This window comes from Flavobacterium sp. FlaQc-52 (assembly GCF_044007495.1).
GTDB lineage: Bacteria > Bacteroidota > Bacteroidia > Flavobacteriales > Flavobacteriaceae > Flavobacterium > Flavobacterium cupriresistens.
The window spans coordinates 174,875-187,503 of sequence record NZ_JBIPCV010000012.1; the positions used below are offsets into that span (position 1 = coordinate 174,875).

13 protein-coding genes and 1 rRNA gene are annotated in these 12,629 nt (G+C 31.7%); 9 read left to right on the forward strand and 5 right to left on the reverse strand.

The window, feature by feature from the left end:
* Positions 1-273 precede the first annotated feature (273 nt).
* Together ACHRV5_RS18710 and ACHRV5_RS18715 are read right to left on the reverse strand one after the other, a co-directional pair.
* Positions 274-795 (reverse strand): GNAT family N-acetyltransferase, encoded by a 522-nt coding sequence (locus ACHRV5_RS18710; RefSeq protein ID WP_395427770.1) that lies wholly within the window; start codon positions 793-795, stop codon positions 274-276.
* An 82-nt stretch (positions 796-877) separates the two neighbouring features.
* Entirely contained in the window at positions 878-1,366 is a 489-nt protein-coding gene (locus tag ACHRV5_RS18715; RefSeq protein WP_395427771.1) for a hypothetical protein, read from the reverse strand.
* A gap of 660 nt (positions 1,367-2,026) precedes the next feature.
* Here ACHRV5_RS18715 and ACHRV5_RS18720 point away from each other — a divergent pair.
* From ACHRV5_RS18720 to ACHRV5_RS18740, 5 genes are all read left to right on the forward strand, one after another.
* Positions 2,027-2,653, forward strand: a complete 627-nt coding sequence (locus tag ACHRV5_RS18720) for a hypothetical protein (RefSeq protein ID WP_395427772.1) — start codon at positions 2,027-2,029, stop codon at positions 2,651-2,653.
* Positions 2,654-2,684: 31 nt separating this feature from the next.
* Positions 2,685-3,707 carry a hypothetical protein gene (locus ACHRV5_RS18725; protein ID WP_395427773.1) on the forward strand — a complete coding sequence of 341 codons (1,023 nt, stop codon included), beginning with the start codon at positions 2,685-2,687 and terminating at the stop codon, positions 3,705-3,707.
* 172 nt (positions 3,708-3,879) lie between these two features.
* Positions 3,880-5,031 carry a serine hydrolase domain-containing protein gene (locus ACHRV5_RS18730; protein WP_395427774.1) on the forward strand — a complete coding sequence of 384 codons (1,152 nt, stop codon included), beginning with the start codon at positions 3,880-3,882 and terminating at the stop codon, positions 5,029-5,031.
* 331 nt (positions 5,032-5,362) lie between these two features.
* Positions 5,363-5,632 (forward strand): hypothetical protein, encoded by a 270-nt coding sequence (locus ACHRV5_RS18735; protein WP_395427775.1) that lies wholly within the window; start codon positions 5,363-5,365, stop codon positions 5,630-5,632.
* 18 nt (positions 5,633-5,650) lie between these two features.
* Positions 5,651-6,133, forward strand: a complete 483-nt coding sequence (locus tag ACHRV5_RS18740; protein WP_395427776.1) for an HAD domain-containing protein — start codon at positions 5,651-5,653, stop codon at positions 6,131-6,133.
* Between the two features lie 137 nt (positions 6,134-6,270).
* On the opposite strand, the gene ACHRV5_RS18745 is transcribed toward ACHRV5_RS18740, so the two are convergent.
* Positions 6,271-7,527 (reverse strand): S41 family peptidase, encoded by a 1,257-nt coding sequence (locus tag ACHRV5_RS18745; protein WP_395427777.1) that lies wholly within the window; start codon positions 7,525-7,527, stop codon positions 6,271-6,273.
* A 214-nt stretch (positions 7,528-7,741) separates the two neighbouring features.
* On the opposite strand from ACHRV5_RS18745, the gene ACHRV5_RS18750 reads away from it, so the two are divergent.
* The 4 genes from ACHRV5_RS18750 (at position 7,742) to ACHRV5_RS18765 (ending at position 10,831) form a co-directional block, all read left to right on the forward strand.
* Complete coding sequence (locus tag ACHRV5_RS18750) at positions 7,742-8,866, forward strand: sensor histidine kinase (RefSeq protein ID WP_395427778.1); 1,125 nt, start codon at positions 7,742-7,744, stop codon at positions 8,864-8,866.
* Positions 8,863-9,570 (forward strand): LytR/AlgR family response regulator transcription factor, encoded by a 708-nt coding sequence (locus ACHRV5_RS18755; protein WP_395427779.1) that lies wholly within the window; start codon positions 8,863-8,865, stop codon positions 9,568-9,570. Before ACHRV5_RS18750 ends, ACHRV5_RS18755 begins: the two co-directional genes overlap by 4 nt.
* Positions 9,571-9,712: 142 nt before the next feature.
* Complete coding sequence (locus ACHRV5_RS18760; protein WP_395427780.1) at positions 9,713-10,303, forward strand: Zn-dependent protease; 591 nt, start codon at positions 9,713-9,715, stop codon at positions 10,301-10,303.
* 129 nt (positions 10,304-10,432) lie between these two features.
* The gene (locus tag ACHRV5_RS18765) at positions 10,433-10,831 is read left to right on the forward strand and encodes a VOC family protein (RefSeq protein WP_395427781.1); all 399 of its coding nucleotides are present in this window, start codon (positions 10,433-10,435) and stop codon (positions 10,829-10,831) included.
* A 22-nt stretch (positions 10,832-10,853) separates the two neighbouring features.
* On the opposite strand, the gene ACHRV5_RS18770 is transcribed toward ACHRV5_RS18765, so the two are convergent.
* Both ACHRV5_RS18770 and rrf read right to left on the reverse strand, forming a co-directional pair.
* Complete coding sequence (locus ACHRV5_RS18770) at positions 10,854-12,218, reverse strand: hypothetical protein (protein ID WP_395427782.1); 1,365 nt, start codon at positions 12,216-12,218, stop codon at positions 10,854-10,856.
* A gap of 290 nt (positions 12,219-12,508) precedes the next feature.
* Positions 12,509-12,618 (reverse strand): 5S ribosomal RNA (gene rrf / locus ACHRV5_RS18775).
* Positions 12,619-12,629 lie beyond the last annotated feature (11 nt).

The following is a 12,629-nucleotide window of genomic DNA, read 5'->3' on the forward strand; positions in this document are numbered from 1 at the left end:
AAGCTACTTTAAGCCATCAAAAAAAGTCAAAATTGGAATTAAGTGTTCAGTTGTGATCCCTGACATCCCACCAAAAAACTCCTTAAGAAATTAAGGAGTTTTTTTATCCTTATATTTTTAATAGTGCATAGCTAATTAAAATGAATCAGATGTAAAAGTTGGCGTTTTGGTAAAAAAATAAATCAGCTCTGTCTAATGGTGTAAGCAAGATCTCTCGCTTACACAACAGTTATTCCAGAAAAAACTCTTTGACCCGCAAGAAGTTACATCAATTTAAGTTGTCAATCTTAATAAAATAACATTTGGATTGTTTTCGATTATATCTTCCATTTTTTTAAAATTTAATTTTTGAAGAAGTTTAGTAGAGCTTTGATTATCTTTATGTGTATGTGCGTCTATCATTTTTAATCCATGCGTATTAATTGTGTATTCTAAAACCTTTCTGATCGCTTCAATCATAAATCCTTGACCGTAAAATTCAGTAAGGAGTTCATATCCAATTTCACATTTCTTTAAATCGACTAAAAAGTCAAATAGACAAATTGTACCAATTAATTTATCCTCGCCAGTCTTTGTAATTGCCCAATAAAAAAGCTCATCACTTTCATTTGAAATTATACTATTGATAAAACTTAAGGCATCATCTAATGTTTTGCTTAGTTTCCTATCAAGAAATTTATTTGTTTCTGCATCCGAACGCAATAGCAGAATTTCTTCGGAATCCTTTTTTGAAAGTTTCCGAAGTGTAAACCTCTCGGTAATCAATATTGGAAAAGTTCGCAAATTCCTTTTCATTTTTTTTTTTAATATAGTTTTACACCTGACAACTAACTAGGTTATACTTACCACAAAATGGTATCAATATAACAGCTTATTACTAATCTTGTTTATATTTATTCCTTACGTATTTCTCCAGAATTTTATTAAATCTCGGATCTTCTCCAAGAGCATTGTTTGTTGGTAATCCAAATCTAATCTTAAAATCATTTTGTGGATAAGTATAGACTCTATCACAGCCAAAAGAAGAAAACATGTTCCAAAACCAAAATCCGTAAACTCTTTTATTATTTAAAACCATTACAACAGGAAGTCCACTAAGCTCAATTTTGATTTTCTTTAATTTTTGTTTTCCTGAATAGTTAAGTATGATTTGTTGATTTTTCCAATAAAAATTTTCGAAATCATTTTCATCTAAAATCGGGTTTTCATCTAATTCAACGGTGTTTACATCAAAACAATAGTTGCAGTTTTTAGATGAGTTTTTAAAACCTTCTTTTACACAATATATTTTAATTCCTAGTTTATTTGACTCCAATCCATATCCTGTTATACTAAATGACAAGAATATTACAATTAAATATTTCATCTTACTAATGGTTTATTTAGCTAATAATATATATCGCAAATAAAAAAATCTGTCGATAAATAAATCAACTAAATATAGATAATCTCTTCAAATCTTGCAAAAAATGATTCGTAAACAGACTCATAAGGATCACAAAAATATAATGGTATTGAATGTTAATTTTTCTATAACTTTAAAATCAACCGTTATATAAACTTTTGTGAGTTGATTTAGTTTAATAGATTATTTTAAATTTTAACTGAGCCAAGATAATTACCAAGCGTAATCTATTTCTTAATATTTATGTTAATTAGGATAATTTTACCAGAATCTACTTTGATCCTGCTTTCTGTTTTCCTTTCCTCAACTAAAGAAACATAGCTTCTTCATTTTTAAAACTCTACTTTTCGACCCAATAACTAAGTCATCGATAATTCCGTCATTTTGTGTTTTATACCAATAATGATTAGTAACCATAAAGTATGTCAACGGCAAAATTCTTTAAAAAACAAAAGACAAATCCGAAGTAAAAAAAAATACTACTTTAGTCTTTCCTAAACACTAACAATCCAATCACCATCATTCATACAATTTAAAAAGAACATTACCGGCTTTGAAAAAAAACTCTTAAGACTTTAAAAGATTGAAACGAAAAACTAACTACAACGCAGACCTTATAAAATGAATCGAGCTTTATTGTTATTTCTATTTCTGGTTTCAATTACTGTACAAAGTCAAAAAACAGTAAACGGCTTGGAAGCTTCTGTCACTAAAGCACGCGAGATCATGCATGAAAAACAGATTACTGATTATGTAGTATTGACCAATAGTCGCTATGCTAACGTTACGACTTATTATGAAGATTCTGAAGGAAAGAGAGAAAAGGAAGAGACTTACTTGACAAATATGTTTGAGGCTTACCTCTTTTGGAAGGAAAATTCTAAGTGTTATCTACAACTAACAGATATGAATTTTACCTATCAGCCTTTGCTACTTGATCAATGCGGTTTCTTAAAACTGGATGCTAAAACTATCGATCAAATCTCAAAAGAAGAAGTGCTTCCGATTGTAATCCTAGAAAATGGAGCAAAAACCTATCTGGATATCCCAAATCATTTTCAGACCCAATTTTATTTTAGCAATGGAAATTCAAAGGAGTTTCCCGCTTTTTATTTGTCTGAACCCGAAAAGAGAAACTCAAATAACACTAAAAACAGCAAACTTCAGATCACTAAATTATACAAAACCTGCGAAAAAATAATACGCAACAATTCGGATCTACTGCATAGAAATAAACAAAAAAATTAACTAATCTAAAACAACCATAGAAAACGCTATTATGCAAAAATTACAAATCACATTAATTCTGTTTATTTTCACTCAATTAAATTTTGCACAAAAATTAGAGATCATAAACAATCAGGCTATTTTATTTTCTTTAAAGGAGAAAAAAGACACGATTAATTTTATTGTAATTGACACAAAATTGGAAGAGAAAAAACCAATCTTTTTATTCTGTCAGGGTTCTTTACCAATCCCTTTGTTTATTAAACCTGAAAAAGAAGAGATGTGGATGTACGGTGGCGGTATAACTAATTTTGACTTTGCTGAAATAAAAAAACACTACCATCTTATCGTAATTTCAATGCCGGAGACTCCGGTAATTGCTAACGAAAAAGACCTCAATTCCTCTTTTAGTTATGTTCCGGATTCAAGTGAGCCGCGAGCCCTCTCCCTCGCCTATGAACAAGCGGACTATTTAGAAAATTACGAAAGCAGAGCCAATAAAGTGATTCATTTTTTGCAGCAACAGAAATGGGTAGACCATTCAAAACTTATCGTTGCAGGGCATTCCCAAGGTTCTAAAGTGGCAACACTAATTGCCTTAAACAATAAAAAGGTTACCCACTTAGGTTTGTTCAGCACAAATCCATTTGGCAGAATTGACCAGCTCCTGCGAGAAGAAAGAAAAGCAGCCGAAAGTAAAGCAATCACTTGGGAAACAGCAGATAAAAACATGGAAGAAACCTACCAGATGTATCGGGATGCATACACACCGGATAGTGTGAAGGTAAAACCTTATTTGCTGGCATGGAAATCTTTCTCAAGACCCTTGGTAAACGATTGGTTAAAAATAAAAATCCCTACTTATCTGGCTTACGGAACAAATGATACCACAGCTGATTTATGTGATTTGGTTCCTTTGTTTTACATTCAAAATTCAAAAAACAACTTAACCTATAAAAGATATTTAGGCTTAGACCATAATTTTTATGAAAGAAAAGAAAACGGACAACCGGATTACGATAAAGAACATTGGCCCGAGGTTATGACTAATTTTGTAAAATGGACTTTAAAATAAATAGCTAAAACCCCTAATTATGAGTCGTTTGTAACTACTCGTACGTTTTCAATAAATACTCGTACCAATTTCACTAACAGAAATTGGTACGAGTATTTTCTTTCGGTCGCCTAACGAATATTTCTAAAGCACCTTTGTCTTCAGTTACTAACAACACAAAAATCTAGAAATCATGAAAAAAAGAAACTTACTTATTTTTTTACTACTACCTTTATTCTGTTTAGCACAAACTTCATTGAAAATAAAAAACGAAAAAGAGACAACCTTTCCTCTAAAATCCCTGATTGATAGTACAGCAAATAAAATGGTCGAAAAACCACTCATTAATGCGGTATCAATCGGAATGGTATACCAAGGCCAAGAATTTATTGGACATTACGGTGAGCTAGAAAAAGGCAAATCAAATGTACCCACTAATCAAACTATTTATGAAATTGGCTCTTTGAGTAAAACCTTCACAGGAACATTAGTAGCAAAAGCAGTTTTAGATAAAAAAATAAACCTTGATGATCCTGTTCAGAAATACTTAACAGAAGACTATCCAAATTTAAGTTTTAACGGTTCTCCTGTTCGCGTAAAGGATTTATTAACGCACACAAGTGGTTTACCCAATATGATCCCATTGGAATTGACTGCAATCATAAAAGACTTTACCAATATAGACACACCAAAAAAGATGAATGATATTCTGGTAAACTATACTCAAAAAGATTTTTTGAGAGACTTACATACCATTAAAATTGACACTATTCCGGGATTTAACTTTTCTTATTCAAGTGCAGGAATTGAACTTTTGGCTCTTATTCTTGAAAAAACATACAACAAAAAATTCGATGTACTGTTAAAAGAATACTATTCTAAAAACGCTGAGATGAAACCTGTCCAACTCGTTCTATCGAAAAAAGAAGAAAAAAATCTTGCCGTTGGTTACCATTGTGATTATCCTTCTATAACTCTTCCGAATCAGAAATTACCATGGGGTGCTGCTGCAAACGTAAAAATAACAGTTCCCGAAATGATAAAATACATTAAATACCAATTAAAAAACAATGCCGATGTAGCAGAATCTCACAGAGGATTGGTAAAAGTCAATGAAAAATTTAGCGCAGGCTACTGCTGGAGAGTGCTAAAAGACGAAAAAATGGGAGAAATCTACATGCATCACGGAGGAGTTCCACGATCACAATGTTTCATTTACATACTCCCAAAATACAATATGGGTGTATTTATTATAACCAACCAAAGCGGCGAAAATACACCAAAAGACATGAAAGAAGTATTAAACACCATATTTGAAAAAATACAGAATAAGAATCTCCTATAGACAATGACTCGTAAGATTATCAAAAACTCCTTAATTTCTTGAGGAGTTTTTTTTACGCTTTTATTTTTCCTCTCATTTTTAAACTATTATAAAAATGATCCCTTCAAAAAGCAATTCCTTTTCACACAAAACAAGAATAACATTACTTTTAAAATTAGGAATAGCTATAAATTGACACAAGGTTTTTCAGACAAATAATAAAATAAGCAAATAAATATTGAAAACAATTACTAAAAAAGCGATCAAGACATTTCTAGCTACTAATTATTTACAATTCAAGCCGACCCATCAGAAGCTTTCTCTTCCTATAATAAATAGAATTTATAAGAAAATGGCAAATGGAATAAAGTTTGACAATATAAAAACATGTGATCACTTAATAATTGACGGACATCATCGATATGTAAGTTCATTAATTGCAAAAGTTGAAATTAAAAACTCAAAATATCCAAAAACATTAGCAACGATCGAACATGAATGGGAAACAGTTGTTTTTACCGAAACTGAATGGGATACAGAATATAAAATACAACAATTCAACAAGATAGACGCTAAACTCAACAACATGACGATCGAAAGAATAATTGAAATAATTAAATAAAACAGTAACTTTGCATTCATGTTAATCTTTTTAGACATAGATGGCGTTATGGTTCCTGCTAACTCCTGGAAGAGACCTGAATTTTTAAGCGATGGTTTTCCTGCATTTAGTCATAGGGCAACTCAGGCACTTCAGAGAATCATTTCTGAAACAAGTGCTGATATTGTATTGACTACTTCCCACAAATCTAATTATTCAGTAGCAGAATGGAAAAATATCTTTGCCATAAGAAAACTAAAGACCAACAAAATTACTCGTCTTACTGAAAACACAAATCATTCGAGCCGAAAAGAGGAGATCTTAAATTGGTTTAACAGCAATACTGTCTTTGAAGATTTTATTATTATTGATGATGATAAATCGCTGAACTCTTTGCCGGAATTTTTAAAAATGAATTTAATTCAAACAAGCGCTACTGTTGGATTAACAGACGAAATAGCTAGTGAAGCATTAGCATTACTAGAAAAAAAACACATTCATTTACATAATTTAACAGTCTAAAAGTCAAGTTTCGGACTTTTTTATAAATTGAATACCAAAAACTCCTTAATTTCTTGAGGAGCTTTTTGGTACTTTATCAAAAGTTATATTTCGTAGCACAATATCTAAACCCAATAAATAGAACTCTTTTTTCAATTTTACTTAATAGCTTCTAATTTTTGAACCATTTCTTTTGCCGATTCTAAATTTGGGTTTAATTCAAGCGCTTTTTTATACGATTTTAAAGCATTTTCTTTGTCCTTATTTATAGAATACGCTTCGCCTAAGCTGTCCCAGGTATTTTCATTTGTTGGAAATAACTTTGTGTTTTCCTGAAATACAATTATAGCATCATCAAAAGATTTTTCGCTTAAAAGGGCATAACCAATTTTATTTAAAATACCATTTTTACTTCCTGTAACAGTTTTATTGACCGCATCGATGTAAGCATATACAAAAGCATCTTTTCCCATTGTTTTAATATCGGGTTGCACACCTTTCCCCTCCCAGTTCGTTTTTGTTACCGGGTGAATTGCTTTGATGTAGGGAACAGAAATCGTAAACCCATCACTTAAGTTAATTCTTTTGGCACGATTAGCACCACCTTCTGTGATTTCACCAACAACAATTGCTTTACCTAAATGTTTTAGCGTATAAGTAAAAGCCTCGGCAGCAGAAAATGTATGTGCACTTGTTAGAATATAAACCGGTTTGTTTACACTACGTTTTCCTTTAACGGTTGCAAACGTATACAATTGCGTTTTGGTATCCGTCTTGCGTTCGTAGAAATCGCTCAATAAAACCGGAGTTTCGTCAAAAAAATAACTCGCTAACAATTGCATCATACTGGGAACGCCACCTCCGTTATTTCTCAAATCAATAATAATCGCATTGGTATTACTTAAAAAATTCATTGCCGCAGTAGCCGTTTCTTCTGCATATTTTATATCTGCAAACTGAAGTAAATTTAAATAACCAATATTCCCCTCCAGTATTTTGGCATCCTTAAAACCATAATTCGTTTCTGCCATTTTCTGGGCTATCATTTTTTCTCTTTTTTGCTGCTCTTCCTCTTTAATCACTGGTTTATTCTGAGCACTACGCTGTGGTTCAAATCGAACCAGAAGATGCAAATCATTACTGACACTTTGCAGATCTTTTGTTACCGCTTTAGAAAATTCAGCAGGACTTGTAATCTCCTTGTACTTGTTAGATTTTGAATTTTTATCCAATTCAATTATCATTTTTTTTGATAATTCTAAATCAACATAGGATTCCTTTATATTGCTTTTTATCCCTGATAGAATAGCATCTTTCTGTTTTGTGTTTAGTCCATTTTTAAGGTCCTGTGCAGTGCTATTTTGCGTCATTGCAAATGATAGAATTAAAAACACGATTTTAAAATAATTTTTCATAATACTTTTGTTTAATTGATATAATTTCCCGCAAACATAAGAGGGAACCAAAAGCTTATAAAACATTTTTCACCAACACATCAGTACTCGCCACATACAATTGTTTTATACACTTAAATCGGCTTGAAGTCGAAAAAAATAATGTTTAGGCTGTTTTTTAATGTGTTCATGCAAATTGTACCAGAAAAAAAGCAATAATTCATACTTTTGAAACATGATAAAATTTCTAAAAAAATATAAAGCATTCCTTTACGGATTGTTAATTCATCGAATTATCGTTGTTGCTTTGTTGTATTTTAAACTTATCCATATTGAAAATTCAGAAGTATTGACAAACACATTGAGTTTCATTTTTAGTTGGTTGTTAATCTCACTGCCTATTTATTATTTTTCGTTTCTAAAACAAAATAGAACAACCTGTTTAAAGCTGTTCGCATTGCTTCTTCTTTTTTTCATTATCATAATCAATGACCTGAATTCCAAAATAGCCGATAACCCAATTACTTTTGTTGGATTCGTAATCATAGGGCTGAGTTTTTTTTCGATACTAGCGCCGCTATATTTTAAAAAACATGCCCTACTTACCATCGTATTCTATATTTTGGCTTTAGGTTATTTCTATTATATAAGAATTTATGCCGAGGACACAAGCAGCTATCTGCAACAAGAAAAAGAAATTAAAATCATCTTAACCATTCCCTTTTTTGCGTTGACTTTAAATTGGTTCTATCAGCAATGGAAATGGCTAAAAACCTTGGAATCAAAGAAATCTAAAGCCGAATTATCGCTATTAAAAAGCCAGATTAATCCACACTTCTTTTTCAATACTTTAAATAATTTATATGGCTTAGTTGTTGAAAAATCAGATGACGCACCAAGTGTTGTTTTAAAATTATCCGACATAATGCGCTATACCATTTATATGGGGAAAGAGGATTTTGTGCCACTACAGGACGAAATTGAATATTTAAAAAGTTATATTGATTTACATAAAATACGATATCAAAAAAAAGTCGACATTCAATTTAATTGTTCACAAGAGAAAAAGGGTCAAATTGCTCCATTGCTGTTGATCATTCCTTTGGAAAATGCATTTAAACATGGTGTAGAAAGCTTAACAGAAAATGCCTATATTCATGTTGATTTAAAAATGACCAACGGTACTATTTATTTTGAGATCGAAAATAATTTTGAAAGAATAGAATCTAATAAAAATAGGGGCATTGGATTAGAAAACTTAAAACAACGTTTAGAATTGTTGTATCCGCACAAACACAAAATGCAAATTGAAGTTAAAGGCACGATTTACAAACTATCTCTAATAATAAAAACGACATGATTCATTATTTAATTATAGATGACGAACCTATAGCGCATCGTATTATTGAAAACTTTAGCAACAATTTACCGCATTTGGAAAAAGTAGGGAATTGTTATAATGCCTTTGAAGCCATGCCGTTTTTAAATCAAAATACGGTCGACTTACTCTTTTTGGATATAAACATGCCTAAATTATCCGGTTTTGATTTTTTGAAAACACTGGTTAATCCACCAAAAATAATAGTTACCACTGCTTACAAAGAGTTTGCCTTAGAAGGTTACGAACTTAATATTTCTGATTATTTACTAAAACCTTTTAGCTTTGAACGTTTTGTAAAAGCAATTAATAAAACAATTAATACTATAGAAGACAAGAATACTAAATCCGTACTACATACACCCGAAACGAAGTCCGATACTGCAACTGGATTTTTCATAAAAGGCAATAAAAAACATCACCAAATTCATTTTGAAGACATACTATTTATTGAAGCGTACGGACATTATTCTAAAATCTATCTAAAGGAAGAGATGATTATAAGTCCTCAAAAAATATCCACTCTGGAAGAACTTCTTGTCGGATTCAACTTTATTCGAACCCATAAATCTTTTATTGTTGCTAAAAACAAAATCAAACAAATTGAAGGAAACCGAATTTTAATTAATCAATACAAAATCCCCATTGGACAAACTTACAAGGCAACTATCAATACGTTTTTCTAAACAGGAATTACATCCTGCTTTAAATCAATTTAATTCAAAATAGTACGATTTCATCAATCTTGCAACAATTAGCAACCCCACTTTTCAAAGCATTTCAAGTACATAAAATATCTAAAAAAAGCCACCACACAAAATGCAAACCATGAATAAAATAGTGTTATTATTTTGCTTTTTTACTCTCCTTTCGTGTGAAAAGGCAAAGACAGAAAAACATCCAAAGATTATTGTTTTGCAGCCCTTGGGAAACTTCCAAGTAAGTTCGGCTAATGAGATATTAGAAAAAATTAGAAAAATCAATCCAAACGTGGTACTTAGAAAATCGATAGACTTTCCTTCAGGTTCTTATTACCAGCCCAGAAACAGATTTCGTGCCGACAGTATTATTAAAAATTTAAAGACAAAAGTTGGCAAAGATTCCGTTATTGTCGGACTATCTCATAAAGACATCAGTACAACAAAAGACAACCATCAGGATTGGGGTATTATGGGATTAGGTTATCATCCCGGAAGCGCTTGTGTTGTTTCCGATTTCAGATTATCGGATAAAAATAAAAAAGAACAATTCTATAAAGTGGTTTTACACGAGTTAGGCCATACTGAAGGTTTACCACATTGTAAGGTCAAAACTTGCCTCATGAGAGACGCCGAGGGAGGAAATCCAATCGATCAGGAAAAAGACTTTTGTAAAAACTGCCGTGCTTTTCTAAAAGCTAAAAACTGGGATTTACGCTAAAGCAACAATTCCAACCAAAATAGTATCATTGAGGCCTATAAAAGCAAAACACCACTAAAACTTAGATACAACAACTCAAAACATTAAATTGCATAACTTTACTTTTCTAATGAATCTAAAACTTTAAAAATGGAAACTAAAATGATATGGGCAAATTTAGCCTCAGACAATTTAAAAGTAACAAATGAATTCTATATCAAACTAGGATTTGAATCAAACAATAAACATAGTTCCGATGAAAATGCAAGTTTCAATTTCGGTAAAAACAAATTCATCATTAATTTCTTCAAAAAATCAAAACTAGAAACGGATATAAATGGAGCAATCGGAAATTGGAAAACTCAAAGTGAAGTTATATTTTCGCTTTCTGCTAACACCAAAGAAGAAGTAGACCAATGGGCTGAAAAAGTTCGAAAAGCCGGCGGAACAATTTTCTCAGAACCACAAAACTACGAACAAGGTTATACCTTCTGCTTTTCAGATCCCGATGGTCATAAGTTTAATGTTTTATATTGGCCGGGCATGTAGTAACAAATGCCTTCCAGTTCTCTTAATCCCCTCCACAACCACCGCACGAGCTTCCACAGGAACTTCCGCACGAAGAACTGCTTGATCCCGAACTACTCGAATTATTAGCCCAAGAAACACTCGAATCATAATTTGTTATAGGTACAAATGAGGTTGCCAGAATCACATTTCCATAAAGGAAATAATTCCACTCCCAACTAGTTTCATTTTTATTGCTTTCCCGCACTTCTGCTATAAAATACGAAGGTATAATTTTAGTAAACATTAAATTTAGTATCCTGTCTAAGTAGTAAGAAGTGATCACAACTATGGCAATAATTGCTAACAATAAAAAAACTACAGGTTTATCTCTCCAGATTCCCGCAATGAATCTACTAAAAAGAATACTTAATAATGATCCTAAAACAATCATCGATAAAATCATCACCGATATAAATTCTTTTGAGCTGCTAATTCTTTCCCTGATTCGATAAACTCCTTTTTGCAATTGTTCGAAAATTGGCTTTTGCATGGCTGCTATACATAAAAACTTATAGGACATGGTATCATACTCTTTCATGATTTCGATGATACAATTCTCGTATGCATTATCAACAACATCTTCATCGATTAATTGTAATTTGCCATTCGTTAAAATTATAACTTTTTTATTCTTTATTAAATTGTTTACCACACCATGAACTACAACTTCCAATTTGTTTTCTTTAAAAAAGACCAATTCAAAAGCAGTGAGGTTTCTTAAAATTGAATTTGATTTAATATTCTCGTACAACGAAATTAAACTCCTTCTGATATAAAATTCCAGAAAGAGAATAATCAATCCGAAAGACAAAATATAAAATAGTAAAAAATGGGGATTCTGGATTTGTATTAAAACTGGAAAAATAATCCAGCAAATTGGGAAAGCAAGAAATATAGAATACCACAAAAACATTTTTCTGAGCTTCGAAATCTCATATTTGCTTTTGTCGAAGTTTAAAGAATCTAATTCATTTTCATAATGCCAAATCTCCCTAGACTGGGTTCCAAAAAGACTTTCATACAATTCTGTAGTTCTCTCTTTTGCGATTTTAAATTTTTCAAAATCAATTCGGTTATGAGTAGACGGGATATGTTCAATCCTTTTGCCAAGCAATTTACACAAATCCGAATAAGAATTAGTAAAAATCAAGTGTTGATGCCAAACAATATCCACAATTTCCGAAGGTGAAACCATTTCATTATTCGTTGCCGCCAGAAACATAAACTTTTTGTACTCCAGTATAGCACTTTGTGTAAAATATAACGTCCAATGATTCTCAAGCGCTAATCGTGTCGAAAACCCATATTGACCAGTTGGATAATCAAAGTCAAATTCCAAAACTTTCTCCCAAAGTATTGTATCCATAAAGAATAACTTGTATTTTATTATGTTCGTTTATCGAGCTTCTTCAATAGAGCAGCAACTCTTTTCATTGATTAAATATAAGCATTTCATCATTTCAATTTTATTCCTATTGAATCATTTACCAAAAAAATACAGCTAGTATATTTAACCGCAAAGCACGCAAGGATTTACGCAAGGATCGCCAAGTAAGTTTAAAATGAACTTACATCACTTATATGGTTTAAAAAAGCCAACAACCAAAAGTTATATAAAACAAAAAACCCTATCCGATTTGGATAGGGTTTTTAAAAGAAAGGCGACGACATACTCTCCCACATAACTGCAGTACCATCTGCGCAGGCGGGCTTAACTACTCTGTTCGGGATGGGAAGAGGTGAGCCCCGCCGCAATAACCACCTTAAGGTCGTTGTT

Bases quoted from the DNA above. Each gene is read 5' to 3' on its own strand.
- ACHRV5_RS18710 (WP_395427770.1), bottom strand. From the start codon at position 795: ATGAAAAGGAATTTGCGAACTTTTCCAATATTGATTACCGAGAGGTTT.
- ACHRV5_RS18715 (WP_395427771.1), bottom strand. From the start codon at position 1,366: ATGAAATATTTAATTGTAATATTCTTGTCATTTAGTATAACAGGATAT.
- ACHRV5_RS18720 (WP_395427772.1), top strand. From the start codon at position 2,027: ATGAATCGAGCTTTATTGTTATTTCTATTTCTGGTTTCAATTACTGTA.
- ACHRV5_RS18725 (WP_395427773.1), top strand. From the start codon at position 2,685: ATGCAAAAATTACAAATCACATTAATTCTGTTTATTTTCACTCAATTA.
- ACHRV5_RS18730 (WP_395427774.1), top strand. From the start codon at position 3,880: ATGAAAAAAAGAAACTTACTTATTTTTTTACTACTACCTTTATTCTGT.
- ACHRV5_RS18735 (WP_395427775.1), top strand. From the start codon at position 5,363: ATGGCAAATGGAATAAAGTTTGACAATATAAAAACATGTGATCACTTA.
- ACHRV5_RS18740 (WP_395427776.1), top strand. From the start codon at position 5,651: ATGTTAATCTTTTTAGACATAGATGGCGTTATGGTTCCTGCTAACTCC.
- ACHRV5_RS18745 (WP_395427777.1), bottom strand. From the start codon at position 7,527: ATGAAAAATTATTTTAAAATCGTGTTTTTAATTCTATCATTTGCAATG.
- ACHRV5_RS18750 (WP_395427778.1), top strand. From the start codon at position 7,742: ATGATAAAATTTCTAAAAAAATATAAAGCATTCCTTTACGGATTGTTA.
- ACHRV5_RS18755 (WP_395427779.1), top strand. From the start codon at position 8,863: ATGATTCATTATTTAATTATAGATGACGAACCTATAGCGCATCGTATT.
- ACHRV5_RS18760 (WP_395427780.1), top strand. From the start codon at position 9,713: ATGAATAAAATAGTGTTATTATTTTGCTTTTTTACTCTCCTTTCGTGT.
- ACHRV5_RS18765 (WP_395427781.1), top strand. From the start codon at position 10,433: ATGGAAACTAAAATGATATGGGCAAATTTAGCCTCAGACAATTTAAAA.
- ACHRV5_RS18770 (WP_395427782.1), bottom strand. From the start codon at position 12,218: ATGGATACAATACTTTGGGAGAAAGTTTTGGAATTTGACTTTGATTAT.